The 25,358-nt window shown below is 70.5% G+C and carries 21 protein-coding genes and 1 riboswitch; of the genes, 12 read left to right on the forward strand and 9 right to left on the reverse strand.

Annotated features, from left to right (window positions below; translation table 11 throughout):
* Nucleotides 1-28 precede the first annotated feature (28 nt).
* The 4 genes from ACFQ7F_RS19960 (at nt 29) to ACFQ7F_RS19975 (ending at nt 4,645) form a co-directional block, all read left to right on the forward strand.
* Nucleotides 29-1,618, forward strand: a complete 1,590-nt coding sequence (locus tag ACFQ7F_RS19960) for a CHASE3 domain-containing protein (protein ID WP_383272163.1) — start codon at nt 29-31, stop codon at nt 1,616-1,618.
* Nucleotides 1,615-2,064, forward strand: a complete 450-nt coding sequence (locus ACFQ7F_RS19965; RefSeq protein ID WP_383272104.1) for a response regulator — start codon at nt 1,615-1,617, stop codon at nt 2,062-2,064. Before ACFQ7F_RS19960 ends, ACFQ7F_RS19965 begins: the two co-directional genes overlap by 4 nt.
* 286 nt (nt 2,065-2,350) lie before the next feature.
* On the forward strand, nt 2,351-2,845 hold the full coding sequence (locus tag ACFQ7F_RS19970) for a cupin domain-containing protein (RefSeq protein ID WP_383272106.1): 495 nt from the start codon (nt 2,351-2,353) through the stop codon (nt 2,843-2,845).
* Between the two features lie 105 nt (nt 2,846-2,950).
* A complete protein-coding gene (locus ACFQ7F_RS19975) occupies nt 2,951-4,645 on the forward strand; it encodes an ABC-F family ATP-binding cassette domain-containing protein (RefSeq protein ID WP_383272108.1) in 1,695 nt (564 codons plus the stop codon).
* Here the strand turns inward: ACFQ7F_RS19975 and ACFQ7F_RS19980 are convergent.
* Nucleotides 4,642-5,352 carry a hypothetical protein gene (locus tag ACFQ7F_RS19980; protein ID WP_383272110.1) on the reverse strand — a complete coding sequence of 237 codons (711 nt, stop codon included), beginning with the start codon at nt 5,350-5,352 and terminating at the stop codon, nt 4,642-4,644. The two genes, ACFQ7F_RS19975 and ACFQ7F_RS19980, sit on opposite strands and share 4 nt — an antisense overlap.
* A 308-nt stretch (nt 5,353-5,660) precedes the next feature.
* Between ACFQ7F_RS19980 and ACFQ7F_RS19985 the strand changes: the two genes are divergently transcribed.
* Nucleotides 5,661-7,427: an alpha-L-fucosidase gene (locus ACFQ7F_RS19985; protein WP_383272112.1), complete on the forward strand. Its 1,767-nt coding sequence runs from the start codon at nt 5,661-5,663 to the stop codon at nt 7,425-7,427.
* A gap of 31 nt (nt 7,428-7,458) precedes the next feature.
* Here the strand turns inward: ACFQ7F_RS19985 and ACFQ7F_RS19990 are convergent, their stop codons facing one another.
* The gene (locus ACFQ7F_RS19990) at nt 7,459-8,124 is read right to left on the reverse strand and encodes a maleylpyruvate isomerase N-terminal domain-containing protein (protein WP_383272114.1); all 666 of its coding nucleotides are present in this window, start codon (nt 8,122-8,124) and stop codon (nt 7,459-7,461) included.
* 56 nt (nt 8,125-8,180) lie between these two features.
* Complete coding sequence (locus ACFQ7F_RS19995) at nt 8,181-8,873, reverse strand: hypothetical protein (protein ID WP_383272116.1); 693 nt, start codon at nt 8,871-8,873, stop codon at nt 8,181-8,183.
* Nucleotides 8,874-8,990: 117 nt separating this feature from the next.
* Between ACFQ7F_RS19995 and cbiE the strand changes: the two genes are divergently transcribed.
* From cbiE to ACFQ7F_RS20010, 3 genes are all read left to right on the forward strand, one after another.
* A complete protein-coding gene (gene cbiE / locus ACFQ7F_RS20000; RefSeq protein ID WP_383272118.1) occupies nt 8,991-10,304 on the forward strand; it encodes a precorrin-6y C5,15-methyltransferase (decarboxylating) subunit CbiE in 1,314 nt (437 codons plus the stop codon).
* A complete protein-coding gene (cobM, locus tag ACFQ7F_RS20005) occupies nt 10,301-11,050 on the forward strand; it encodes a precorrin-4 C(11)-methyltransferase (protein ID WP_383272120.1) in 750 nt (249 codons plus the stop codon). The genes cbiE and cobM overlap by 4 nt, the downstream gene beginning before the upstream one ends.
* Before the next feature lie 92 nt (nt 11,051-11,142).
* On the forward strand, nt 11,143-12,021 hold the full coding sequence (locus ACFQ7F_RS20010; protein ID WP_383272122.1) for a menaquinone biosynthetic enzyme MqnA/MqnD family protein: 879 nt from the start codon (nt 11,143-11,145) through the stop codon (nt 12,019-12,021).
* Between the two features lie 114 nt (nt 12,022-12,135).
* Here the strand turns inward: ACFQ7F_RS20010 and ACFQ7F_RS20015 are convergent, their stop codons facing one another.
* The gene (locus ACFQ7F_RS20015; RefSeq protein WP_383272124.1) at nt 12,136-12,726 is read right to left on the reverse strand and encodes a TetR family transcriptional regulator; all 591 of its coding nucleotides are present in this window, start codon (nt 12,724-12,726) and stop codon (nt 12,136-12,138) included.
* A 120-nt stretch (nt 12,727-12,846) separates the two neighbouring features.
* On the opposite strand from ACFQ7F_RS20015, the gene ACFQ7F_RS20020 reads away from it, so the two are divergent.
* Entirely contained in the window at nt 12,847-13,755 is a 909-nt protein-coding gene (locus ACFQ7F_RS20020) for an SDR family oxidoreductase (RefSeq protein WP_383272126.1), read from the forward strand.
* Between the two features lie 47 nt (nt 13,756-13,802).
* Here ACFQ7F_RS20020 and ACFQ7F_RS20025 read toward each other — a convergent pair whose 3' ends face one another.
* On the reverse strand, nt 13,803-14,918 hold the full coding sequence (locus ACFQ7F_RS20025; RefSeq protein ID WP_383272128.1) for a cobalt-precorrin-5B (C(1))-methyltransferase: 1,116 nt from the start codon (nt 14,916-14,918) through the stop codon (nt 13,803-13,805).
* Nucleotides 14,919-14,929: 11 nt separating this feature from the next.
* Here ACFQ7F_RS20025 and ACFQ7F_RS20030 point away from each other — a divergent pair, with 11 nt between their 5' ends.
* On the forward strand, nt 14,930-15,685 hold the full coding sequence (locus ACFQ7F_RS20030; RefSeq protein ID WP_383272130.1) for a cobalt-precorrin-6A reductase: 756 nt from the start codon (nt 14,930-14,932) through the stop codon (nt 15,683-15,685).
* A 13-nt stretch (nt 15,686-15,698) separates the two neighbouring features.
* Here the strand turns inward: ACFQ7F_RS20030 and ACFQ7F_RS20035 are convergent, their stop codons facing one another.
* The 3 genes from ACFQ7F_RS20035 to ACFQ7F_RS20045 all read right to left on the reverse strand — a co-directional run bounded on the left by ACFQ7F_RS20035 (nt 15,699) and on the right by ACFQ7F_RS20045 (nt 19,222).
* Nucleotides 15,699-17,210 (reverse strand): precorrin-2 C(20)-methyltransferase, encoded by a 1,512-nt coding sequence (locus ACFQ7F_RS20035; protein ID WP_383272132.1) that lies wholly within the window; start codon nt 17,208-17,210, stop codon nt 15,699-15,701.
* Nucleotides 17,207-17,833 carry a precorrin-8X methylmutase gene (locus tag ACFQ7F_RS20040; protein WP_383272165.1) on the reverse strand — a complete coding sequence of 209 codons (627 nt, stop codon included), beginning with the start codon at nt 17,831-17,833 and terminating at the stop codon, nt 17,207-17,209. The genes ACFQ7F_RS20035 and ACFQ7F_RS20040 overlap by 4 nt, the downstream gene beginning before the upstream one ends.
* A 63-nt stretch (nt 17,834-17,896) precedes the next feature.
* Nucleotides 17,897-19,222: a precorrin-3B synthase gene (locus ACFQ7F_RS20045; protein WP_383272134.1), complete on the reverse strand. Its 1,326-nt coding sequence runs from the start codon at nt 19,220-19,222 to the stop codon at nt 17,897-17,899.
* 106 nt (nt 19,223-19,328) lie between these two features.
* Nucleotides 19,329-19,403, forward strand: a riboswitch (cobalamin riboswitch).
* 88 nt (nt 19,404-19,491) lie between these two features.
* Here ACFQ7F_RS20045 and cobN point away from each other — a divergent pair.
* Nucleotides 19,492-23,088, forward strand: a complete 3,597-nt coding sequence (cobN, locus tag ACFQ7F_RS20050; protein ID WP_383272167.1) for a cobaltochelatase subunit CobN — start codon at nt 19,492-19,494, stop codon at nt 23,086-23,088.
* A gap of 85 nt (nt 23,089-23,173) precedes the next feature.
* On the opposite strand, the gene ACFQ7F_RS20055 is transcribed toward cobN, so the two are convergent.
* Nucleotides 23,174-23,827 carry a YceI family protein gene (locus tag ACFQ7F_RS20055; RefSeq protein WP_383272137.1) on the reverse strand — a complete coding sequence of 218 codons (654 nt, stop codon included), beginning with the start codon at nt 23,825-23,827 and terminating at the stop codon, nt 23,174-23,176.
* Nucleotides 23,828-24,080: 253 nt separating this feature from the next.
* On the opposite strand from ACFQ7F_RS20055, the gene ACFQ7F_RS20060 reads away from it, so the two are divergent.
* Nucleotides 24,081-25,292: an aromatic acid exporter family protein gene (locus ACFQ7F_RS20060; protein ID WP_383272139.1), complete on the forward strand. Its 1,212-nt coding sequence runs from the start codon at nt 24,081-24,083 to the stop codon at nt 25,290-25,292.
* Nucleotides 25,293-25,358 lie beyond the last annotated feature (66 nt).

The following is a 25,358-nucleotide window of genomic DNA, read 5'->3' on the forward strand; positions in this document are numbered from 1 at the left end:
GGGCTGGTTCCAGCTGGTCCTTGCTCTGATGGTGCTCCTGGTGGTGGCCGGCACGGTGGTCGGCGCCCGCCTGCTGGGGCAGACCGCGGACGTGACCGACCACCTGGTCGATCGCCTCCAGCCGGCCCGGACGCAGGCGTACCGACTGCAGGCTGCTCTGGTGAACCAGGAGACCGGCGTTCGGGGCTATGCCATCACCGCCGACCGGCAGTTCCTTGATCCCTACACCCAGGGCAAACGGGACGAGGCCCGCGCTGCCGCTCGGCTGCGCGACCTCATCGGGGACCGGCCCCGGCTGATGGCGGACCTCGAGGCGGTCCAGCGGCAGGCAGCGGACTGGCGGCGTGCGTACGCCGAACCGCTGCTGTCCGAGGTCACGCCCGGTGAGCCACGCGCGGTCGCCGCGACGAACGCAGGGCGCGGCAAGGAGGTCTTCGACCGGATCCGCACGGTGTGGTCCGCGCAGAACGCCGACCTGTCCCGGGCCGTCGAGGACGGCAAGGACGAATTGGACAGCACCCGCACGGTGCGCACCGTGATCCTCGGAGCCATGGTGGCGGTCTTCGTCCTTGCCGGGGTCGCCCTGGCGTTCCTGGTGCGCACACTGGTGGCCCGCCCCCTGGAGGCGCTGCGTGTCTCGTCGCGTCAGGTGGCGCGCGGCGATTTCGACCACGTCATCACGGTCGACGGTCCTGCGGACCTCAGGGCGGTGGCAGCGGACGTGGAGGGCATGCGGCAGCAGATCGTGGAGGAACTGGAAGCCTCACGCCGCCAGCGGGACGTGCTGACACAGCAGACGGCCGAGCTGGACGCCCAGGCCGTCGAACTCCGCCGCTCCAACGCCGAACTGGAGCAGTTCGCCTACGTCGCCTCCCACGACCTGCAGGAGCCCCTGCGCAAGGTCGCCTCTTTCTGCCAGCTCCTGGAGAAGCGGTACGGAGAGGCGCTCGACGACCGCGCCAAGCAGTACATCGACTTCGCGGTCGACGGCGCGAAGCGCATGCAGGTCCTCATCAACGACCTGCTCACCTTCTCCCGCGTCGGGCGCCTCAACGACGCCCGGGTGCCCGTCGACCTCGACCAGGCCCTCACCAAGGCGCTGGCCAACCTGGACACCTCCGTCCGGGACACCGGCGCGCTCGTCGAACGTCCCGGGAAACTGCCCGAGATCGTCGGCGACCCGACGCTCCTCACGATGCTCTGGCAGAACCTCGTCGGCAACGCCGTCAAGTTCCACCACCCCGAGCGCACCCCGCGGATCCAGATCACCTGCGAGGAGGACGAGAGCTCCGGTGCCTGGAACTTCTGCGTCACCGACAACGGCATCGGTATCCCGGAGGAGTTCGCGGAGAAGGTCTTCGTGATCTTCCAGCGACTGCACGGCCGCGACGCCTACGGGGGCACCGGCATCGGCCTGGCACTGTGCAAGAAGATCGTCGAGCACCACGGCGGCCACATCTGGATCGACGGCGGCTACGACGGGGGGACGCGTATCTGTTTCACCCTGCCGTCCGACACCGACACCGACACCGACACCGACACCGACACCGACGCCGACACCGCGCAGGACACCACAGGTGACACCGCACCCCGCACCGAGGAAAAGGCCCTGACATGACCACCCCTTCCGCCACGCCGATCGACGTGCTCCTCGTGGAGGACGACGCGGGCGACGAGCTGATGACGCGCGAGGCGTTCGAGGACAACAAGATCCGCAACAAGCTGCACGTGGCCAGGGACGGAGAGGAAGCGCTCGACTTTCTCTACCAGCGCGGCGAGCACATAGGGGTCCCGCGCCCCGATCTCATCCTGCTCGACCTCAACCTCCCCAAGTACGACGGGCGCCAGGTTCTGGAGAAGATCAAGTCGGACCCGGACCTGAAGGACATCCCGGTGGTGGTACTCACCACGTCGGCGGCGGAGGAAGACATCCTGCGCAGCTACAAACTGCACGCGAACGCCTACGTCACCAAGCCGGTCGACCTCGACCAGTTCATCGCCGCGGTACGCCAGATCGACGACTTCTTCGTCCAGGTGGTACGCCTGCCACGACGCCACGGCTGAGGGTGCCGACCGCGTTCGGTCCGCGGCGACAATGCACTCGCCCGCGCCGGGCGCTGTACCTATTCTCATCTGAGCGGGATCGCGCGGTCCCGTAGGTTGCGGAGCCGTGGCAGAGCGGCCCATTGCGATCGGCGTGGGGGAAGCCCCTCTCATGCCGACTGACGGGAGCCGGGCGGGCCTTGCCTTTCCCTGTCCGCGGGTTCGAATCCCGCCGGCGCCGCAGCCGATCCGAAGTTCCAGCCTGCTGTCCGCTGTCCGCCGCCCGCCTCCGCTGACTGGAGTCCGCATGAGCACCCCCGCCCCCGCCGCTCCGGTGTTCGTCGGGCCGGAGCAGACCGCAGCCGTCGGGCGGGGGCAGGTCAGCGTCTTGTGGTCGCTCGGCGACCGTACGAGGGATCTGGACGCCGACGTCGTCCGGCTGGCCCCGGGCGCGAGCATCGGCGAGCAGACGGAGGGGGGTTTCGGTGTCCTGTTCACCGTGCTGACCGGCACCGGTGAACTCCGCACCCAGGACGCGACCTGGCAGCTCACGCCCGGTGCCCTCGCGTGGCTTCCCGCGGGGATCACCCGCTGTGTGGACGCGGGGGAGGAGGGGCTCGTCTACACGACCGCCCACCGTCGCCATCCGGCTCTCGGCACCGGGCCCACCGGGCCCAGCGGTGGATTCGACGCGGGCGAGCCGGTCTGTCTGCTCGGCCGGGTCTGCCCCGAGTGCGGCCGTCTCGCCGCCGAACGCGATGCCCTCTACTGCGCACACTGCGGAACGCGGTTGGCCGACTGACAGGGCCCACGCCGAAGGCGACAAGCCGACCAGCGGCGTGGCTCTCCAACCGTCCACCACGGTTCTCAAGCGGATCTCGGCAACGCAGGACAGGAGCCCCTCACGATGTCCGAAACGAACGCGGGTCACCCCGGCGGGCAGGACGTCCTGTCCGGTGACCACCGCTCCGCGCACCTCCTCGCCGAGAACGTGCACTGCGTGCTCGGCGACCGGACGGTGCTGCGCGATGTCTCGCTGAAGGTGACCCGGGGCGAGCGGGTGGGCCTGATCGGCGAGAACGGCCGGGGCAAGTCGACGTTGCTGCGCGCCATCGCCGGTGAACTGCCCCTGCAGCGCGGCCAGGTCGTACGGGCGGTCGCGGGCCAGGTGGGGTTTCTGCCGCAGGAGCCCGGTTTCCCGGCCGGTGCGACCATCGAGACCGTGCTCGCGCGGGCGACCGCCGAGTACGGCGACATGGCCGAACGGATGCGCACAGCCGAGGAGTTGATGTCGTCCGGCAAGGGCGACCTGAGCGAGGTGCTCAGTGAGTACGGGCGGCTCCAGGACGAGTTCGCCCGACGCGGCGGCTGGGAACTCGACGCCCGCGTCGGCGAGGTGCTTGACGTCTTCGGTCTCGGAGGCCTGGACCGGCTACGGCCCACCGAGACACTGTCGGGCGGTGAGCGATCCCGCCTGGCGCTCGCCGAGCTGGTCCTCGCCGAACCCGCCGGGCTGCTCCTCGACGAGCCGACGAACCACCTCGACGACCGGGCGGTGGACTGGCTCGTCCCGTGGCTGGCCCAGTACCAGGGGCCGTGCCTGATCGCGTCGCACGACCGCGTACTCCTCGACACCGCCGTCACCGCCATCGTCGATCTGGACGGTTCCCGCGGCACCACCGTGCGCTACGGCGGCGGCTACCGCGACTACCTCGACGAACGCGCAGCGGCGCAAGCGCGCTGGTGGCAGCAGTACCGCGACTGGCGCCAGGAGCTGGCGGAGACCCGGCGGCGGCTCGACAGGGCCGGCAGGTCCGGTCGCACCTTCGGTGGAATGCGGGACAGCGACAAGCTGTCCTACAACCTCGCCGGAGGCGCTGCCCAGGCTGCCGCGGCCCGCGCCACGCGCGCGGCCCGGCAGCAACTGGGGCGACTCCTCGACGAAGAAGTGCAACGCCCGCCCCAGCCACTGGCCTTCCAGCCGCCGGAGAGCGAGAGCGCCGAGCGGCCCGACGGGGTGCTGCTCCGGGCCGAAGGCCTGGTCGTCGGCGATGTGGTGCGTGGCGTCGACCTGGAACTCGCTCCCGGTTCGCTGCACGTGATCACCGGACCCAATGGCGCGGGCAAGTCCACACTTCTCTCCGTCCTGGCCGGCCTGAGGGCGCCCGACGCGGGGACGGTCGTACGCGAACCAGGTCTGCGTATCGGCTACTTGCCGCAGGAGAGCCACTTCGCCCAGGAGCGGCGCGGCGTGCTGGAGACCTTCGCCGCGCACCGTGCGGCCTACGTCGACGACGCCGCGAAAGAGCTGACCCGGTTCGGTCTGTTCGCAAGCGCGGACTTCGACGTTCCGGTGAACCGCCTTTCCGTGGGCCAGCTGCGACGGCTCGAACTCGCGCTGCTGTTCTCGCGGCGCCCGGACCTGCTGCTGCTCGACGAGCCGAGCAACCACCTAAGCCTGGCCCTTGTCGAGCAATTGCAGGAAGCCGTGCAGCAGTTCACGGGTCCGGTGGTGATGGTCACCCACGACCGGGCCCTGCGCGAGCACCACTGCGAGAGCCTGTTGGAGCTGGTCGACGGACGGCTGAACCGGCCGGTCTAGTTGTCCACGTCCCCGTACGCGGTGCCGACCTTGAGCCCGTCGACCCAGTTGATGACGCGCTTGTCCTCGACCTCGGAGCCGTAGGAGCCGAAGCGGGTGTCGTTGCCCAGGTCGTCCCAGGTGCGGCCGGAGAACTCGGCGACCTTGGTGCCGTTGTAGAAGGCCGTCACCCACCCGTCGGAGGAGTCGGACGAGGTGTGGATTCCGAGCACGATGCGCTTGTACGTACTGGTCGTGACGGGTGTCGACCACTTGAGGGTCCACTTCTCGCCGACCTCGATGTGGAACAGCTTGAGGACGCCGCCCTCGACCTTCATCAACACCGGGTAGTTCTGCTGGTGTTGGTCGTTGGTGCCGTACGACTTCCACTGGAAGATCGTGCCCGCGTCCGGGGTGTTGGTGGAGGTGTCCCAGCCGATCCAGTACGTCGAGTTGTTCTTGAACGTGTACCGCGAACCGCCGACGCTGATCCCGTGGGCCTCGCAACGCTCGAGGCCGAGCGGCTTGTTGAACTTGAAGACCTGGCCGCGGCCGTCGCCGTTGTCCTGCGTGGAGACGCTGCCGGGCGAGTCGCAGAGGGTGGAGGAGAACACCCCGGTCCCTCCGGAGGCGTCTCCGTTCCAGATGACGGAGGCGTCGGCGGGGGCCGCGGTGAGCAGGACCAGGGAAGAGGCGGCGACGGTGAGCGCGCCGTTTCGCTTGCGCATGTGGGGGCTCCTTGCGAGTGGGGGGAGGGGCTCGCGTGGCTGTGTGCCATCCGTGCGACGAGTGGAGAGTAAACGGTTTCTAGCATGGTCGTGGCTGAACACTCAATAGATATGAGCCAGTTGAGCTTCGCAACATAGAAACCGGTATCTTCCGCAAGCCGGTCCGTCGGGGGTGGTGACGGCGCGCCGTCGTGCCTCTAACATCCGATGTACCCGCCCCCATGTCTCCCTCGTGACGCACAGAGCACTCAGATCAGCTCTTAACGTCCGATGAATCAACCTTGGGGCAGTTGTAGAGGAGATTCGTGATGCGCAAGATGCTCGGCGTCATGCTCGCCCTCCTGCTCGCCGTCGGAGCAGCAGTGGCAAGCCCTCCCGCAGCGGTGGCCACAGCGGTCGCCACACAGGCGGACCGGACCGGCGGCCCACGTACGCAAGGCATTCCCGGCGAGATCGAACCGAGCGACGACAAAGACCTCGCGGCCTGGCAGCAGCTCCAGTTCGGGATGTTCATCCACTGGGGCCTGTTCTCCGAACTGGGAGGCGTGTGGAAGGGCAAACCGGTCACCAAGGGCTACAGCGAACAGATCCAGATGTGGGCCGACATCTCCGAGGAGGAGTACCTCCAAGTGGCCGAGCGGTTCAGGCCCGACCGGTTCGACCCCGCGGAGATCTGCTCCCTCGCGAAGCGGGCGGGGATGCGCTACGTGGTCATCACCAGCAAGCACCACGACGGCTTCTCCATGTTCGACACCGACACCACCGGCTACGACGTCGTCGACGCGACCCCCTACGGCAAGGACCCACTGAAGGCGCTCGCGGACGAATGCCGCAGCCAGGGGCTGAAGTTCGGCTTCTACTTCTCGCTCGTCGACTGGCACCAAGGCCACGAGTTCGACGGCAACAACAACAATCCGATCCCCGCATCGATGGAGCCGGTCATCGAGGGACAGCTCCGTGAGCTGATGACGAAGTACGGGGACATCGCAGAGGTGTGGTTCGACATGTCATCGCCCACCGCCGCGCAGAGCCGGAAATTCGCCGGGATCGTCCGTGAACTCCAGCCGAAGGCGGCGATCAACAGCCGGGTGTGGAACAACAAGGGCGACTTCCGCACACTCGGCGACAACGAGATTCCCGCGGTGGCACTCGACGGCGCCTGGCAGACACCCGCGTCGATCTACCACGACACCTGGGGCTACCGAAGCTGGCAGAAGCGGGACGACCTGCCCGGCAAGATCAAGGATCTCATCGGCGGACTGACCGGTGTGCGCGCCAGCGGCGGCAACTACCTGCTCAACATCGGCCCACGCGGCGACGGTTCGGTCGTGGAGTTCGAGGCCGACGTCCTGCGCGGCATGGGTGACTGGCTGGATCGTCACCCCGACGCCGTACTCGGCGCCTCGGCCACCCGCTTCGGGGGCCGGCCCTGGGGTGAGGTCACCGTCAACGGCCGCGACCTGTTCCTGCACGTGTCCCAGTGGCCCGAGTCCGGTCAGCTTCGGCTGCCGGGCCTGGCCACCTCCGTACGCAACGTCCACGAGGACGGCTCGAAGGACGGACTCGACTGGCGCCGGGACGGGGACGACCTCGTCGTGACGCTGCCCGAGAGCCCGCGCGACGAGGTGCTGCCCGTCGTGAAGGTCGAACTGGGCGGCAAACTCCGGATCATCCCGGAGCACACGGTCGCCCTCGGCCCGGACAAGGCCGCCGTCCTGGACACCGCCGACATCGAGCACGGCTACAGCTACGCCGACGACGGCAGCTACTCCAGCACCCACCGGACCACGGTGCGGCACACCGCCCACATCAGCGCGACCCGATCCGAGCGGCTTTCGGTGGCGGTCCGCGGCGAGGCGCGGCCGGAGGCGGTCTACCGGGTTCAGGTCGGCAAGGACTCCCGCCTGGTGAAGGGCGCCGACCTGACCCGACGTGCCGTCGGCCCCTTCTCCGTACCAGGAGGGAAGGTGATCCCCGTGACCATCACCCTGGCAACGCCGGAGCACGCGGGGGAGGAACTCGGCCTGCGCCTGGACTCGTTGCTGGTCGCACCTGCCGTCAGCCGCGTGTCCTAGACCTGGTGCTGCCCGTTCAGCCGGGTGGCGGTCATCCGAGGACGAACGGGAGTTTCGCGGCCAGGTCACCCAGCTTGCCCAGTTCGGCCTTCTCCGCGTCGGTGGGGGCACGCCGTCCGGTGCCGATGAGCAGCGCGTCCGTGTCGGAGAACGACGCGGGGAACGCGGCGCCGGCGATCTCTTCCAGCATCTCGCGGCTCCGGGCGAGCCCTTCCGCGGGCGGTCCGGCCACGTGGGGGAGGTGCGCGATCAGGTCGAGGTGGTGCAGGGTCCATTCCATGACGTACGTCATGAGGTAGTCGCCCGCGGTGAGGACCTCGTCGCGGGTGCGCACCCGGGCGCCGGGATCGGCGAGTTCGGCGGCGCGGCCCGCGGCGGAGCCGACGTCGTCGAGATGGAACTTGAGCAGCCAGGGCTCCTCGTACGCGGCGGCAAGCCGGACGGTCAGCGCGTCGAGCGGGTCCTCGCCGGTCGGCGGCGTCGCGGAGACATCCCAGTAGGTCAACGCGGTGCGGGTCGGCTCCGTGTCGGCGGGGGTCACGAGGGTGATCAGGACATCCTCGGCATCGACGACGAGATGGCACGCCAGGTCCCGCACGAGCCAGCCGGTGCAGCCGGAGGGCCGCGCGAAGTCCTCGTCGGGGAGTTCGGCGACGGCCGCGCGCAATGCCGTCCATGAGCGTGAGAAGAGATCCACGCCGCAAAGGTAGTGCGGTGCGGCAAAGCCGGACAAGCGTATTAGGGGGGTGGCTCTCACATCGCCGGGCTCAGCAGTTCAGTGCCGGACCCGCCCAGCCACGGCTTCAGCTCGCGCTGTGCGACCCGTAGCACCTCCTCCCGGGACAGCTCGTCGGCCCGATCGATCACGGCAAGACCCCACCCCTTCCGGCGGACTGCGCCGAGTGCCACCGCACGCTCACGCAGCAGGTACCGCACCGCCGACGCGACATCGGTCACGGGAGGAGTCACCTCGTAGCCGGAGAGCTTTCCGACGTACCAGTCCAGCCACTGTTCCCCTTCCCGCCGCGCGGCTCGGGGCAGGGCGGAGGCGGCGCTCCCGTCGAGGAAGAGCATGACCGGGCCGACCGGTGCGAGCACCTCGGTGAGGTCGGTCAGGAACGCGTCGATCGCCTCTTCGCCGTGCCCCATGGCAAGCAGCGTCGGCACGTACGGCACCAGTGCGTCCGCGATCACCACGTCGTCGCCGCTCGTCACGACCGCATCGACGAACTCCGCGGTCGCCGTGAGCAGCGTCGCCGACTCGACCTTGCCGGTCGCCGTGAACTTCTCGGCCACCGCGGCGAATTGCGGCCGGGTCAGGATCTCCTCCTCGCGGAAGTGGTCCACCCGCAGCCCCGTACCGGTCAGCCATTGAGCAAGCCCGCCACACAGCGTCGACTTGCCCACTCCTGGAGATGCCCCGCACACCGAGATCAGTACCGTCATGCGCGCCGAGCCTACGCCGACGGTCCCCGGACCCGAGGGGGCCACCTGGCCGGTGTCCGGACACGGCCGGACAGTAGAGTTCAAGGGCGTCAGCCCCCGAACACCGAGGTACCGTCCGTGACCCCCGCACCCGCCGCACACCCCGTCCCGCCTGCAGTGAGCGTGGTGGGCATCGGAGCCGACGGGTGGGCAGGACTGCCCGACGCGGCGCGCACGGAACTCGTCGAGGCTCAGGTCCTGATCGGCGGTCGGCGCCAACTGGACCTGCTCCCTCCGGAGTGCACGGGACGGCGCGTGCCCTGGCCCTCGCCGCTGAGGCCCGCCGTACCAGGCCTGCTCGCCGCACACGCGGGGAGCAAGATCGCAGTCCTGGCCAGCGGCGACCCGATGTTCTACGGAATCGGCAGGGCTCTCACCGAGGTTCTTGGCCCCGACGGGCCGCGCATCCTGCCTCACCCGTCGTCCGTGTCCTATGCCTGCGCCCGCGTCGGCTGGCCGCTGGAGGACACCGAGGTCATCACCCTGGTCGGGCGGCCCGCGGCCCGGCTTGCCGCGGCCCTGCACGACGGCCGACGGCTCCTTGTGCTCAGCGCGGACGCCACCACGCCCGCCGTGGTCGCCGCGCTGCTGCGCGAGCACGGCTTCGGACCGAGCCCGGTCCGCGTCCTTGAGCAGCTGGGCGGCGAGGACGAGGCGTACGTCGAAGGAACCGCGGACACCTGGACGCACCCGCCGGGGGACCCGCTGAACGTCATCGCGATCGAATGCCGACGTGATCCCGACGCCCTGCGCCTCGGCGCCGTCCCCGGACTGCCGGACGAGGCGTACGAGAACGACGGGCAGCTCACCAAGCGCCACATCCGGGCCGCCACCCTCGGTGTCCTTGCGCCGGCCCCCGGCGAGCTGCTGTGGGACATCGGCGGCGGATCGGGGTCCGTGGCGATCGAGTGGATGCGCACGCACCCCTCCTGCCGGGCGATCAGCGTGGAGCGCGATCCGGTACGGGCGCAGCGCATCGAACGCAACGCCGCACACCTCGGAGTGCCCGCCCTGCGCGTGGTCACCGGCCGGGCACCCGACAGCCTGTCCGAACTGCCCACGCCCGACGCCGTGTTCATCGGCGGCGGCCTTACCGCACCCGGCCTTCTCGACGCCTGCTGGGAGGCGCTGCCCGCAGGTGGCCGCCTGGTCGCCAACACCGTCACGATGGAGTCCGAGGCACTGCTCGCCGAGTGGTACCGCAGGCACGGCGGTGACCTGGTCCGCCTCGCCGTCGCGCACGCCGTGCCCGTCGGCGGCTTCACCGGCTGGCGCCAGGCGATGCCGGTCACCCAGTGGTCCGTACGCAAACCGTCGACGACCCCGAGCCCGACCCCCACCGCGGATCGCTCAGCAGAAGCCCCCGCAGAACCCTCAGGAGACAACAGATGACCGTGTACTTCATCGGCGCGGGGCCCGGTGCGGCCGACCTGATCACGGTGCGCGGCGCCCGCAAGCTCGCCGCCTGCGGGGTGTGCCTGTACGCGGGCAGTCTGGTGCCCCGCGAACTGCTCGCCGAGTGTCCCCAGGACGCCCGCCTGATCGACACCGCGCAGCTGGACATCGACCAGATCACCGCCGAACTGGTCACCGCGCACCAGCAGGGCCACGACGTGGCCCGTCTGCACTCGGGCGACCCTTCCGTCTTCAGCGCCGTCAACGAGCAGATGCGGCGCCTCGACGAGGCGGGCGTGCCCTATGAAGTGGTGCCCGGTGTGCCCGCGTTCGCGGCCGCGGCGGCGGCGCTCAAGCGGGAGCTGACCGTGCCGACCGTCGGCCAGACCGTCATCCTCACCCGGATCGCCAACCGGGCCACCGCGATGCCTGAGGGTGAGGACCTGGCCACGCTGGGCCGCAGCGGGGCCCTGATCGTGCTGCACCTGGCCGCCAAGTACGTGGATCGCGTGGTCGATGAACTCCTGCCGCACTACGGGGCCGACTGCCCGACGGCCGTCGTGGCACTGGCCTCCCGGCCGGACGAGCTCATCCTGCGCGGGCCCCTCGACGAGATCGCGGAGCAGGTGAAGGCGGCGGGTGTGATCCGTACCGCCGTCATCATGGTGGGCCGCACGCTGGGCGCCGAACAGTTCCGGGACAGCCACCTCTACTCGCCCGCCCGCGATCGCCACGCCTGCTAGGCCTTGCCCGGCCGATCACTCTGGCGACGTGGGCATGCGGCGCTGGTTCATGTGCGGGCAGGAGGCCGACTCTGAAGTACTAGCCTGTGCGAGTGGAGATCTCTCGCGTGGCTCGCGTCCTGCATGAGCCGGGGAAGCGTCCCCGGGTCGGGCACATTCAGTTCCTCAACTGTCTGCCGATTTACTGGGGCCTGGCCCGCACCGGCAGCTTGCTCGACCTGGATCTGACCAGGGACACTCCGGACCGGCTGAGTGGTCTGCTGGTCGACGGGACCCTGGATATCGGTCCGATCGCGTGCATGGAGTACCTCAAGCATGCCGACGACCTGGTGTTGCTCCCGGACATCGCGGTGGGCAGCGATGGTGCGGTGACCTCCTGCCTGATCGTCAGCCAGGTCCCGCTGCGCGAGTTGGACGGGCGCCGGGTCGCCTTGGGCTCCACCTCGCGCTCGTCGGTGCGCCTGGCCCGGCTTCTGCTGGAGGAGCGGGAAGGGGTTCGCCCGGAGTACTTCACCTGTCCGCCGGACCTGCCGGTGATGATGCAGGACGCAGAGGCCGCGGTCGTCATCGGTGACGCCGCGCTGCGCGCCTACCTTCACCAGGCCGAGGATCTGGGCCTGTTGGTGTACGACCTGGGCGAGATGTGGAAGGCCTGGACTGGTCTGCCGTTCGTTTTCGCGGCCTGGGCCGTCCGCAAGGACTACTTGGAGCAGAACCCTCGCATCGTGCGCGAAGTGCACCGGGCTTTCCTGGAGTCCCGGGACCTCTCGATGGCCGAAGTCGACAAGGTGTGCGAGCAGGCCGCCCGGTGGGAGGCGTTCGACGAGCAGGCGTTGCGCCGCTACTACACCGAGGCCCTGGACTTCTCCTTCGGCGAACGCCAGCTTGCGGGTGTTCGCGAGTTCGCTCGCAGGGTTGCTTCAGACTCCGGGTTCGATCCTGAGTTGGAGATCGAGGTCCTCCGGCCGTAGGCCTTCGTGGCGCCGAACAACACGTCAACGGCGCTGCCGGGTCGCGAGTGGCGACCGTTCGGAACTGTTTCAGGCGGCGTGCCCGCGCAGGTAACTCGTCCTGATGTGACGGCGTCAGCCTGCAGGCCGGGCCTCTGCCGACAGGGCGGTCGCGGTGAGGGCGCGAAGGTCTTCGAAGGCCTGAAGGAGATGCGCGTCCAAGCTCTGTGAGCCGTCGTCGATCCAGTCCTGGATCGCCTGGTGAAAGGTGGCCCACCCGGTCTGAGCGGCAAGTTTGGCGAGGCGGTCGGCGACGCCACGCTGCCGCAGCGCCTGAGCCATCGCGTCGATGATCGACGCGGACTTGGCCAGTTCACGTTCACGCAGCGCCGGTGTCTGCGCGATGACCTGCAGCCGCGGCTCGGCGAAGGCGCGATTGTCCTCAAGGATCCGTTCGACGGCGCGAAAAGCGCGCAGCAGTATGTCGAGCGGCTGGAGGCCATCGGGTGCTTCGGTCACTGTCTGTGCCAGCTCGGCGCGCAGGTCGGCCTCGCCATGGAAGAGAACCTCGCGCTTGTCCGGGAAATGCCGGAAGAACGTGCGTTCATTGACGCCCGCCCGTGCGGCGATCTCGGCTGTGGTGGTCTGGTCGAATCCGCGTTCCCCGTACAGCTCCAGGGCCGCCTGCTGTAGGCGGCGACGCGCTTCTGCTCCGCTTCGTGGCACGCCCTGAGGATACCGCACGTGTCAGTGACTGGCGCTTCTTGACGTCAGTGACTGGCGCTACGTAATGTCAGCGACTGGCGCTACGTAGTGCCAGTCACTGACATTGGACGGGAGAGTTTCATGCATGTCTTCGTCACCGGTGGCTCCGGCCAGACCGGCCCCGCAGTCGTCACCGAACTCATCGCGGCCGGCCACACCGTCACGGGTCTGGCGCGCTCGGACGCCGCCGCCGACCGGCTCAAGTCCCTGGGCGCCACGCCGCACCGCGGCTCCCTGGACGACCTGGCCGGCCTGCGCAGCGGTGCCGAAGCCGCCGACGGTGTCCTGCACATGGCCTACGGCGGCGACTTCTCCGACCTCGACGACATGATGCGGCGGGACACGAACGCCATTGAGGCGCTCGGCCGGACGTTGGAGCACTCGGGCAGGCCGCTCGTCACCACATCGGGCACCCTGGTCATGCCCGCCGACCGGGAATCCACCGAGAAGGACGAGCCCGACACGGCAGGGATCGCCGCGTTCCGCATCGCGGGCGAGCGGGCCTGCCTGGACTTCGCCGACCGGGGAGTGCGTGCGAGCGTGGTCCGCCTCGCCCCCACCGTCCACGGTCCGCGGGACCACGGCTTCATCCCCATGCTCATTGCCACCGCGCGCGAGACAGGCGTCTCGGCCTACGTCAAGGACGGCGCCAACCGGTGGCCTGCGGTGCACCGCCTCGACGCGGCGGTCCTGTTCCGTCTTGCGGTGGAGAAGGCGCCTGCGGGCAGCGTGCTGCACGGAGCGGCTGAAAACGTCACCTTCAAGAGCATCGCGGAGACGATCGCCCGGGGCCTCGATCTGCCCACGGCGTCGCTGACCCCTCACGAGGCTGCCGGGCACTACGCCAACCCGTTCATGGCCACCGCGTACGGCTTCGACGGTCCTGTCTCCAGCGCTCACACCCAGAAGCTGCTCGGCTGGACGCCCACCCGCCCGACACTGCTCGAAGACGTGGAGCACGGCGACTACTTGGCCACGCCGGCCTCCTGACGCCCCCCCCCGCACCGACCAGGATGCCTCGGAAAGCAATCAGTTTCTCAGCGCACGCTGCTGCGCCCCACCACCGTGCCCGCGCGGTCGATGCAGATGACATCCACGGCGACCGGCGCTCCCCGAAGGACCGCCAGTGCCTCGTCGCGTGCCGCCACGGCCACCAGGTCCCCGAGCGGGACACCTCGCGCCTGGCACAACTGGAGCGCGGCGAGGCCCGTGTTGGCGACTTCCACCTCGGCCGTCAGGGCTTCGTCCGCGCCGCCGCGCCGGGCGAGCGCGGCCAGGAACGGCTTGTCGACCTGGGAGCGGGCCGAGTGCAGGTCGAGGTGTCCGGCGGCGAGCTTCGACAGTTTGGCGAAGCCGCCGCACACCGTGAGGCGGTCCACCGGGTGGCGGCGCACGTACTTGAGCACCGCGCCCGCGAAGTCCCCCATGTCGAGCAGGGCGATCTCCGGAAGCCCGTACTCGGCCACCACCGTCTTCTCCGAGGTCGAACCCGTGCAGCCCGCCACGTGCGTATGCCCCGCTGCGCGTGCCACGTCCACACCGCGGCGGATCGAATCGATCCACGCGGAGCAGGAGTACGGCACCACGATGCCGGTGGTGCCCAGGATCGACAGGCCGCCCAGGATGCCCAGGCGAGGGTTCCAGGTGGAGCGGGCGATCTCCTCGCCGTGGTCCACGGAGACCGTGATCTCCACGTCGCCAGAACCCCCGTGCTCCGCGGCGACCCGCGCGATGTGGTCGCGGATCATCTGGCGCGGCACGGGATTGACCGCGGGTTCGCCGACGTCGAGCGGCAGGCCCGGCAGGGTGACCGTGCCCACGCCGGGCCCTGCCTTGAAGACCACACCCGACCCCGGCGGCAGCCGCCGCGCGGTGGCCCGCACAAGCGCTCCGTGCGTCACGTCGGGGTCGTCGCCCGCGTCCTTCACCACTCCCGCTGTCGCCCGCCCCTCGGCCAGCTCCTCCACCGCGAGGGCGAAGGCCGGTGTCTGCCCCTTGGGCAGGGTGATGGTGACCGGGTCGGGGAAGTCACCGCTGAGCAGGGCCGTGTAGGCGGCCGTGGCCGCCGCGGTCGCGCAGGCACCGGTCGTCCAGCCGGGCCGCAGACCGGTGTGCTTGAGTTGGGCGCTGCGCCCGCCCTTCGCCTCACTCATGGATGGATCCGATGCACGTACTGGTACTCGGCGGAACGACGGAGGCCCGCCGCCTCGCCGAGAAACTGGTGGAGACGCTTCCCGCCGGAGCGAGGGTCACCAGCTCACTGGCCGGACGCGTCGCAAGCCCGAAGCTGCCGCCGGGCGAGGTGCGCGTGGGCGGCTTCGGCGGAGCCGAAGGACTGGCCGCATGGCTGCGTACGCACCAGGTGAGCGCGCTCATCGATGCCACCCATCCTTTCGCCGAGACGATCAGTTTCAACGCGGCCGCTGCCGCCGCTGCCGCCCATGTTCCCCTGCTCGCGCTGCGTCGGCCCGGCTGGGTGCCGGGCGACGGCGACGCCTGGCACACGACCGGTTCCCTGGCCGAGGCGGCCGACGCGCTGCCCGCGCTGGGCAAGCGGGTCTTCCTCACCACGGGGCGCATGGGTCTTGCCGCTTTCGCCGCTCTGGACCAGCTGTGGTTCCTGATGCGTTCGGTGGACGCCCCGGACGCACCGCACCCCGCGCGGATGGAGGTGCTGCTCGACCGCGGCCCGTTCACCTTGGAGGGGGAGCGCGAGCTGATCCGCCGCCATCGCATCGACGTGGTCGTCACGAAGGACAGCGGTGGCGCCGCCACCGCTCCCAAGCTGGCCGCGGCCCGCGAGGCGGGGATCCCGGTGGTCGTGGTGCGCCGGCCGCCGGTGCCCGAGGGCGTGACGGTGGCCGGCGCCCCGGAGCAGGCCCTGGCCTGGCTGCGCGCACTCGGCGGCAGCCAGGTCTAGCAGAACCGGAGGTCTAGTCCTCTGGGTAGCGGCGGGGCGTCCACACAATCTGCTGTCCGTCGCCCCGCTGCTCCCAGCGGGTCTGTGATGACCCGACGAGCAGGATCGTGCGCATGTCGACATCGGCCGGATCGAGATCGGCGAGCCGCACGGTGCGTACGCTCTCCGTCGGTCCGCCGACATCGCGGCCGAGGACCACGGGAGTGTCCGGCGAGCGGTGTTCGAGAAGCAGATCGCGGGCCTTGCCGACCTGCCAGGTCCGGCTGCGGGAGCCGGGGTTGTAGAGCGCGAGCACCAGGTCGGCGGAGGCCGCCGCCCGCAGCCTCTCGGCGATGACCTCCCACGGCTTGAGCCGGTCGGAGAGCGATATCGTCGCGTAGTCGTGGCCCAGCGGAGCGCCCGCGCGGGCGGCGGCGGCGTTGGCCGCGGTCACCCCCGGAAGCACCCGCACCGGCAGATCCGCGTACTGCTTCTGCGAGGCCACCTCAAGGACAGCCGTCGCCATGGCGAAGATGCCCGGATCGCCGCCGGAGACCACGGCCACGCGCCGCCCGCGCCGGGCGAGATCCAGGGCGAACTCGGCGCGCTCCGACTCGACCTTGTTGTCGGAGCCGTGCCGCACCTGCCCCGGGCGGACCGGCACCCGGTCCAGATAGGTGGTGTAGCCGACCAGGTCGTCGGCGGCGGCAAGCACTCCACGGGTCTCAGGTGTGAGCCACAGCGGCCCGGCGGGACCGGTGCCGACCACGGCCACCTCGCCGGATTCCGGGGCGCGCTCGGGTCGGGGCGCGTCGATCCTGCTGGGCAGGACCGCGACCGCGAAGTACGGCACCGAGTCGGCGTCGACCGCGGCAAGATCGTCGGTGCGCTCGCCGGCCATCGTGGCGCGCTCGACGTAGTGGGCCTCGGGCAGCCGCCCGGAGTTCTCGAAAGCGCGGCGCACCGCGGGGAACGTACGGCCAAGCTTCATCACCACCGCGGCGTCGGTGGCGGCAAGACGGGCGGTCAGCTCCTCCTCCGGCAGGGTGCCGGGCAGGATGGTGAGCACCTCCTCGCCCTCGGCGAGCGGAGTGCCGAGGCGGGCGGCGGCGGCGCTGACGGAGGTGACGCCGGGGATCACCTCGGTGGGGTAGCGGTCGGCGAGCCGCTTGTGCATGTGCATGTACGAGCCGTAGAAGAGCGGGTCGCCCTCCGCGAGGACGGCGACCGTGCGTCCCGCGTCGAGGTGCACCGCGAGGCGGGCCGCCGCCTCGGTGTAGAAGTCCTCCATCGCGCCCCGGTAGCCGCCGGGGTGGTCGGTGGTCTCCGTCGTGACGGGGTAGACCAGCGCTTCCTCGATGTGGTCGGCGCGCAGGTGCTCGGCCGCGATGGACCGGGCGATCGACCGTCCGTGCCGCGCGCTGTGATAGGCGACGACATCGGCCTCAGCGATGACTTCCACCGCCCGCAGGGTCATGAGGGCCGGATCGCCGGGGCCGAGCCCGACGCCGTAGAGGCGGCCTGTCTTGTGCTCGCTCACGCTCATTCTTCCTCGCTGGCGATCGCGTTGAGTGCGGCGGCCGCGATGGCGCTTCCGCCCCGGCGGCCCCGCACGATCATGTGTTCCAGGCCGGACGGGTGCGCGGCCAGGGCGTCCTTGGACTCCATGGCGCCGACGAAGCCGACGGGCACACCGATGACGGCGGCGGGGCGCGGTGCGCCCTCCTCGATCATTTCGAGCAGGCGGAACAGGGCGGTGGGCGCGTTGCCGACGGCTATGACCGCGCCTTCCATCCGGTCGCGCCACAGTTCGAGCGCGGCGGCGCTGCGGGTGGTGCCGAGCTCGGCGGCCAGAGCGGGCACCGAGGGGTCGGACAGGGTGCACACCACGTCGTTGTCCGCGGGCAGCCGCTTGCGGGTGACGCCGCTTGCGACCATGGCGACGTCGCACAGGATGGGGGCGCCGGCGCGCAGGGCCTCGCGGGCACGGGCCACCACGTCCGGGGTGAAAGCGAGGTCGCGTACGAGGTCGACCATGCCGCAGGCGTGGATCATGCGGACCGCGACCTGGCTCACGTCGGCGGGCAGGCCCGTCAGATCCGCCTCCGCGCGGATTGTGGCGAAGGACTGGCGGTAGATCGCCGGTCCGTCCTTCTCGTACTGATGCACAGTGCGTTCGCTCTCTTGATAGGGCATGGAACAGTCAGGTGTCGCGAGGTTGTTCATGTCGTGTCAGCCGCGGGCCGCGGCCACGGCGGCGGCGAGCCCGCCGGAGCTGCCGGGGACGGTTGCCGGAGCTTCGTGTTCCGCGCCGTGGACGCGGGAGATCTCATGGCCGTCAGGAGTGGCGACGACATCGACCCACTCCCCGTGGGGATGGCCGCACCGTCGTTCGCAACCCGACCAGTACACGGGGAGCGCCCCCACAGGACCCAAGGCGGCCGTCGCCGCCGCGCGTACGTCGTCCAGAGACTTGGCGCAGCCGGGCCGCCCGATGCAGGCCCCCACCCCGGTCCAGGGAGAGTCGGATCCGACGATGAGGCCGACGGCCTGCAGATCCTCCAGGAGTTCCGCGGCCTCTTGCCGCTCGACTCCCGGCAGGACGACCCCGCGCCAGGGGGTCAGCCGCAGCTCTCCGCTGCCGCGGTGGCGGGCGGTCTCCGTCAGCGTCTGCCACTGGGGTGCGCTGACGCGTCCCAGGGGGAGGCCGAGGGACAACGCCGCCTTGTCGTGCTTGTCGTGCTTGTCATGTGGGCCGGGCACGATGCCGAGGGCGGGTCCGCCCGGGCCCCGGGGGAGCGGGGCGGTGGTGCGGGCGAGGCTGAACCCGGCCTGCCGCAACCGGCGTACGACCGCGTCGAGGAGAGGGCCGATGCCGTCGGGCAGATCCGTCACCCGCCAGGAGCCCGCGTCGGGTGCCTGCTCCAAGAAGGTCTCGGCCGCTATGAGGGCGGCCTGCGGTGCCTGCGCGGCAGGTATCAGCACAGCGTCCTGCGCCGGGCCGATCCGCAGCAGCGCGTCTTCCTCGCCGCGCGCCGTCAGGGTCACATCACCGCCGAGCGCACCCACGTCGCCGCGGCCGTCGTCGAGCGCGAACAGGAACCGGCCGGACAGGGCGGTGGCCCGGTCGCCGGCGCACAGCAGCCCGTCCAGGGCGGACAGCCACGGACGGATGTCCCGCTCGCCGAGGCCGTCGATTCCCGAGAGCGGGGAGGCCACCACGTTGCGCACCCGCTCGTGGCGTTCGGAGGGCAAAAGCCCCGATTCGCCAAGGAGGCAAGCCAGTTCGCTCCCGCGGTCCGCACGCAGCCCGCGCAACTGCACATTGCCGCGTGATGTGAGATGCAACTCGCCATCTCCAAGACGCTCCGCCAGATCCCGCAGCACATCCGCCTGCTCCGTGCTCAGCAGGCCGCCCGGGATGCGAACCCGGGCCAGCGCCCCGTCATCCGCCCGGTGCAGCCGGAGCGTCCCGGGGCAGGAGTCACCGCGGCTGCGGGCAGACTCGTCTCCCGGGAGCGCTGGCGAGGGGACCGATGGGGGCATGGCGGCGAGCATACCGACCTATCGCAGCAGGTCCGCCTGCCCCCCGGTAGTTGCCCGGCCCTTAGTATTCCTAGCGACGGGCCAGCCGGCCCGTCGTCGCCACAGACGGCGACAAGGGGAGGAAGCCCGGTGCGATTCCGGCGCGGTCCCGCCACTGTGAGCCCGGCCCCCGTGCCGGGCGAGTCAGGAACTCCCTTCCCCGAGCTCTCGTCCGCTCGAGCAGGGGAGACGCCATCGACACCACCCGGGGCGTGGACACCCCGAGGAAGGCCCGACGCCGCATGATCCTGCTCCTGTCGACGTCCGACACCGACCTGCTCAGCGCCCGCGCCGCAGGCGGACCGATCGCCTACCGCTACGCGAACCCCTCCCGGCTCCCGCTCGAGGACCTTCCGCAGCTCCTGGACGGCGCCGACCTGGTCGTCGTGCGTCTGCTCGGCGGTGTGCGCGCCTGGCAGGACGGCCTCGACCAAGTCATCGCCACCGGACGCCCCGTGGTCGTCCTCACCGGCGAACAGGCCCCCGACGCCCAGCTGATGGCCGCATCGACGGTCCCCATCGGCCTTGCCGCCGAGGCCCACGCCTACCTGGCCCACGGCGGCCCCGCGAACCTGGAGCAGCTGGCCCGGTTCCTCTCCGACACCGTCCTGCTGACCGGCCACGGCTTCGAACCGCCCGCCCCGGCACCCTCGTGGGGCCCGCTGGAGCGCACCGCCCGTCAGGTCGATGGACCGACCGTCGCGGTGCTCTACTACCGTGCCCACCACATGAGCGGCAACACCGCCTTCATCGACAGCCTGTGCCGCGCGGTCGAGGACGCGGGCGCCCGCCCGCTGCCGCTGTACGTCGCCTCGCTGCGCACCCCCGAGCCCGAACTCATCGACGAACTGCGCACCGCCGACGCGATCGTGACCACGGTCCTCGCGGCGGGCGGCACGCGGCCCGCCGAAGCCTCGGCGGGCGGCGACGACGAGTCCTGGGACGCCGGAGCCCTCAGCGGCCTCGACGTACCCATCCTCCAGGCGCTCTGCCTCACCAGCTCGCGCGGCGACTGGGAGGACAACGACGAGGGCGTATCGCCGCTGGACGCCGCGAGCCAGATCGCGGTCCCCGAGTTCGACGGCCGTCTGATCACGGTGCCTTTCTCGTTCAAGGAGATCGACGAGGACGGACTCCCCGCGTACGTCGCCGACGCCGAACGCGCGGCCCGCGTCGCAGGCATCGCCGTACGGCACGCGCGGCTGCGCCACATCCCGGCCGCCGACAAGCGCATCGCGCTCGTCCTGTCCGCCTACCCGACCAAGCACTCCCGGATCGGCAACGCGGTCGGCCTCGACACCCCCGCGAGCGCCGTCTCCCTGCTGCGCCGACTCCAGGCCGAGGGATACGACTTCGGTACGGAAGAGGTGCCAGGACTTGTCTCCGGCGACGGCGACGAGCTGATCTACGCGCTGATCGAGGCGGGCGGCCACGACCAGGAGTGGCTCACCGACGAGCAGCTGGCCCGCAACCCCGTCCGCATCCCGGCGGCCGACTACCGGCGCTGGTTCGCCACCCTCCCCGCCGAGCTCCGCGAGTCCGTGGAGCAGCACTGGGGTCCCGCCCCCGGCGAGATGTTCGTGGACCGGTCGAGCAACCCGGAGGGCGACATCGTCCTCGCCGCCCTGCGCCGCGGCAACCTGCTCATCCTCATCCAGCCGCCGCGCGGCTTCGGCGAGAACCCGATCGCGATCTACCACGACCCCGATCTGCCGCCCTCGCACCACTACTTGGCCGCCTACCGCTGGATCGCCGCCTCCGCCGACGACAACGGGTTCGGCGCCGACGCGATGATCCACCTCGGCAAGCATGGCAACCTCGAATGGCTGCCCGGCAAGAACGCGGGTCTGTCCGCCGCCTGCGGCCCCGACGCGGCACTCGGCGATCTCCCCCTGATCTACCCGTTCCTGGTCAACGACCCGGGGGAGGGCACGCAGGCCAAGCGGCGCGTCCACGCCACCCTCGTGGACCACCTCGTACCGCCGATGGCCCGCGCCGACAGCTACGGCGACATCGCCCGCCTCGAACAACTCCTTGACGAGCACGCCCAGATCGCCGCGATGGACCCGGCGAAGCTGCCCGCGATCCGCGCCCAGATCTGGACCCTGATCCAGGCCGCCAAGCTCGACCACGACCTGGGGCTCGAAAACCGCCCCGAGGACGAGGGCTTCGACGAGTTCATCATGCATCTCGACGGCTGGCTCTGTGAGATCAAGGACGCCCAGATCCGCGACGGCCTGCACGTCCTGGGCGGCGCCCCGGCCGGCGCCGACCGCGTCAACCTGGTCCTCGCGATCCTGCGCGCCCGCCAGATCTGGGGCGGCACGGCGTCGCTGCCCGGCCTGCGCGAGGCGCTCGGCCTCGATGAGTCGGCGGCCACCCGCACAAGCGCCGACGCGGTCGAGGAGCAGGCACGCGCCCTGGTCCAGGCGATGGAGGACGCGGACTGGGCCCCGGAGGCCGTCGCCACGGTCGCGGCGGGTCACCCGCAGTCCGTCGCCGACATCCTCGACTTCGCCGCGAGCGAGGTCGTACCGCGCCTCGCCGCCACGACCGACGAACTGGACCACGCCGTCCACGCGTTGGAGGGCGGCTTCGTCCCCGCAGGACCCTCGGGCTCCCCGCTGCGCGGCCTGGTCAATGTCCTGCCGACCGGCCGCAACTTCTACTCCGTCGACCCCAAGGCGGTGCCGTCGCGCCTCGCCTGGGAGACCGGCCAGGCCCTGGCCGACTCGCTCCTGGAGCGCTACCGCACCGACAACGGCGACTGGCCGACCTCGGTCGGCCTGTCCCTGTGGGGTACGAGCGCGATGCGCACCGCCGGTGACGACGTCGCCGAAGCCCTCGCCCTGCTGGGCATCCGCCCCGTCTGGGACGACGCCTCGCGCCGTGTCACGGGCCTTGAGGCGATCCCCGCGGACGAGCTCGGCCGCCCGCGCATCGACGTCACCCTGCGCATCAGCGGTTTCTTCCGCGACGCCTTCCCGCACACGATCGGTCTCCTGGACGACGCCGTCCGCCTGGCCGCATCCCTTGAGGAGCCCGACGAGGCGAACTTCGTCCGCGCCCACGCGCAGGCCGACCTGGCGGCCCACGGCGACGAGCGCCGCGCCACCACCCGCATCTTCGGCTCCCGCCCCGGCACCTACGGAGCGGGCCTGCTCCAGCTCATCGACTCCCGCGACTGGCGCACCGACGCCGACCTCGCCGAGGTCTACACGGTGTGGGGCGGCTACGCCTACGGCCGTGAACTCGACGGGCGTCCGGCGCGGGAGGAGATGGAGACGGCGTACAAGCGCATCGAGGTCGCGGCGAAGAACACCGACACCCGCGAACACGACATCGCCGACTCGGACGACTACTTCCAGTACCACGGCGGCATGGTGGCCACGGTCCGCGCGCTGAAGGGCAGCGCCCCGGAGGCGTACATCGGCGACTCCACCCGCCCCGAGACGGTCCGCACCCGCACGCTGGTCGAGGAGACCTCGCGCGTCTTCCGCGCCCGCGTGGTCAACCCCAAGTGGATCGAGGCGATGCGCCGCCACGGCTACAAGGGGGCCTTCGAGCTCGCCGCCACGGTCGACTACCTCTTCGGGTACGACGCGACGACGGGCGTGGTCGCCGACTGGATGTACGACAAGCTCACCGAGACGTACGTCCTGGACCCGACCAACCGTGAATTCCTCAAGCAGGCCAACCCCTGGGCTCTGCACGGCATCGCCGAGCGCCTCCTCGAGGCCGAGTCCCGCGGTATGTGGGCCAAGCCCGATCCTGCCGTGATCGAGGCCCTGCGCCAGGCGTACCTGGAGACGGAAGGCGATCTGGAGGGCGAGGACTGAGCACCGGCCTCCGGCCTACGAACGAGGGGAGGGCCCCCGTCCCGACACCGGGATGGGGCCCTCCCCTCGTCGTCACTGCCGTGTACTACTCCGGGAGCGTGGCCCGGATCGCGGAGATGTCGAACTGCAGCCGGACCTTCTCGCTCACCATGGCGCCACCCTGTTCCAGGCGCTGGTTGTAGACCAGGCCCCAGTCGGTGCGGTCGATGGTGGTGGTGCCGTCGAAACCGGCCCTCTCGAAGCCGAAGGGGTCCACGACCGAGCCGAGGTAGTCGAGTTGCAGCTCGACGGGCCGGGTGATGCCCCGGATGGTCAGTTCCCCGACCATGCGGAAGGTCTCGCCGCCCTCATGGACCGTGGAGGTGCTGCGGAACGTCATCTCCGGGTGGCGGCGCGCGTCGAAGAAGTCGGCGCCTATGAGGTGGGTGTCCCGCTGTTCCACACCGGAGTCGACGCTGGCGACCTTGATGACGATCTCGGCCCGCGATTCGGAGGGCCGGGCACCGTCGAAGTAGAGCGAGCTGTCGTAGTCGGCGAAGGCACCTCGCACCGTCGTGACCATCGCGTGCCGCACGGAGAACCCGATGCGACTGTGCGGGCGGTCGATGGTCCACTGCCCGGTCAGCGCACGAAGCGCCGGGTCGAGCGCGGCGTCGGCTGCCGTGGGGAAAGACGAACCGGGGCCCACTGACGGCGTCGGCTCGAGGGTCGCGGTCTGGCGACGGCTGAAGATACCCATGATGTCGTCGTCTCCTTGGATTTGATCACTACGTGTTATCACGCCGTTGGCAGGAGCCGCTCAGCAAGATGAGAGGTCTCGTCCGGGTTCCATGGCACTGACTGCAAAGATGCACAAGATCGGCACGGATGTGGAGGCACGGGTGGATGGTCTGACGTCACTCAGGGTCACAGTGGCGCCGGTCCGCATGCGGACGGCCCTGCCGGGTACCAGGCTGGGCTCGATGACCTGCTGATCGGAATGGAGTCGGTGCATGGCCGGCGAGGGCGGAGGGCAGGGGCTGGAAGCCGCGGCCCAGGGGCGGTTCGAGCGTGCGCGGCGATGGTGGCAGCGCGCGCGGGGGATTCCGGGCTACGAGCGCCACACGCTGCTCCTGGTCCTCAAGAGCACGTTGGCCGCGACCCTGGCCTGGGTGGTCTCCTACTACATGCTCGACGCGCCGTCCCCGGCGTTCGCCCCGTTCTCCGCGGTGCTGATCATGCAGGTGACGGTGTACCAGTCCCTGCTGCAGTCGCTGCGCTACCTGGCGGCGGTGACAGCAGGCGTGGCCATGGTCGCCGCCCTGGGGTTCCTGGGCGGCCCCGACCTGCTGACGTTCGTCTTCGTCGCACTGGTGGGCCTGTCCATCGGGCGCTGGCCCGCGCTCGGCGCGCAGGGGGCGCAGGTCGCCACCGCGGCGTTCTTCGCCTTCTCCACCTACGCCTCCGCCACGTCCGCGACCGAAAAGGTCACCCAGCTCGGGCAGATCATCCTGCTGGTCCTCATCGGCTGCGCCATCGGCGTCGTCGTCAACGTCACGGTGGCCCCGCCGATGCGCTACCGCAGCGCCGAGTACGGGATCCGCTCGCTGTCCACCGCTCTGGGCGAGCTGGTGAGCGACATGTATCCGGTGCTGCGCGAGGGAGAGCTGAACGAGGAGAACTGCCGGCAGTGGCGCTGGAGGGCCGAGCAGACCGGAGGGCTGATCACGCAGGCGAGGGACGGCTTCCGTACCGCGGAGGAAAGTCTCTACTTCAACCCGCGCCGACTGCTGCGCAGGTACCGGGGCCCGACTTCCTTCGAGGGGTACGGCGCGGTGCTCGGAGCCCTCGAACGTTCGCTGTACCAAGTGTCGTCGCTGACGCGCAGCCTGCACCAATGGCACGAGGAGGAGGGCGGTCGGCACGACGACCTGGCATTCCTCCGGGGCTACGCCGACTTCCTCGAGACTCTCGCGAAGATCGCCCAGGTGCTCGGCGAGCTGGACGAGGACTCCCTCACCGAGCAGGCCCGCCAGATGTGCGGCCTGGCCGAGGAGGCCCAGGGGCGCTGTCGGGACGTGGCCGACGGAGCGAGCCGGGCGGGCCTGCCGCTGGCCGACCCGGATCGCCCGTACGGAGTTCTCGTCGTCGAGTCCAGCCGCCTCATGGAGGAGTTCCAGCACGTCTGCGATGTGCTTCAACGGCACGTCGATCGGGACGTGTGACTCGGTTGGGACTGATCCAAGTGGGCACCCCCCAGCAGGAGATCACCACGAGCAGAGGTACAGGTG

The organism is Streptomyces sp. NPDC056486 (genome assembly GCF_042795295.1).
GTDB lineage: Bacteria > Actinomycetota > Actinomycetes > Streptomycetales > Streptomycetaceae > Streptomyces.

Bases quoted from the DNA above. Each gene is read 5' to 3' on its own strand.
- ACFQ7F_RS19960 (WP_383272163.1), top strand. From the start codon at position 29: ATGGTGCTCCTGGTGGTGGCCGGCACGGTGGTCGGCGCCCGCCTGCTG.
- ACFQ7F_RS19965 (WP_383272104.1), top strand. From the start codon at position 1,615: ATGACCACCCCTTCCGCCACGCCGATCGACGTGCTCCTCGTGGAGGAC.
- ACFQ7F_RS19970 (WP_383272106.1), top strand. From the start codon at position 2,351: ATGAGCACCCCCGCCCCCGCCGCTCCGGTGTTCGTCGGGCCGGAGCAG.
- ACFQ7F_RS19975 (WP_383272108.1), top strand. From the start codon at position 2,951: ATGTCCGAAACGAACGCGGGTCACCCCGGCGGGCAGGACGTCCTGTCC.
- ACFQ7F_RS19980 (WP_383272110.1), bottom strand. From the start codon at position 5,352: ATGCGCAAGCGAAACGGCGCGCTCACCGTCGCCGCCTCTTCCCTGGTC.
- ACFQ7F_RS19985 (WP_383272112.1), top strand. From the start codon at position 5,661: ATGCGCAAGATGCTCGGCGTCATGCTCGCCCTCCTGCTCGCCGTCGGA.
- ACFQ7F_RS19995 (WP_383272116.1), bottom strand. From the start codon at position 8,873: ATGACGGTACTGATCTCGGTGTGCGGGGCATCTCCAGGAGTGGGCAAG.
- cobM (WP_383272120.1), top strand. From the start codon at position 10,301: ATGACCGTGTACTTCATCGGCGCGGGGCCCGGTGCGGCCGACCTGATC.
- ACFQ7F_RS20020 (WP_383272126.1), top strand. From the start codon at position 12,847: ATGCATGTCTTCGTCACCGGTGGCTCCGGCCAGACCGGCCCCGCAGTC.
- ACFQ7F_RS20025 (WP_383272128.1), bottom strand. From the start codon at position 14,918: ATGAGTGAGGCGAAGGGCGGGCGCAGCGCCCAACTCAAGCACACCGGT.
- ACFQ7F_RS20030 (WP_383272130.1), top strand. From the start codon at position 14,930: ATGCACGTACTGGTACTCGGCGGAACGACGGAGGCCCGCCGCCTCGCC.
- ACFQ7F_RS20035 (WP_383272132.1), bottom strand. From the start codon at position 17,210: ATGAGCGTGAGCGAGCACAAGACAGGCCGCCTCTACGGCGTCGGGCTC.
- ACFQ7F_RS20045 (WP_383272134.1), bottom strand. From the start codon at position 19,222: ATGCTCGCCGCCATGCCCCCATCGGTCCCCTCGCCAGCGCTCCCGGGA.
- cobN (WP_383272167.1), top strand. From the start codon at position 19,492: ATGATCCTGCTCCTGTCGACGTCCGACACCGACCTGCTCAGCGCCCGC.
- ACFQ7F_RS20055 (WP_383272137.1), bottom strand. From the start codon at position 23,827: ATGGGTATCTTCAGCCGTCGCCAGACCGCGACCCTCGAGCCGACGCCG.
- ACFQ7F_RS20060 (WP_383272139.1), top strand. From the start codon at position 24,081: ATGGCCGGCGAGGGCGGAGGGCAGGGGCTGGAAGCCGCGGCCCAGGGG.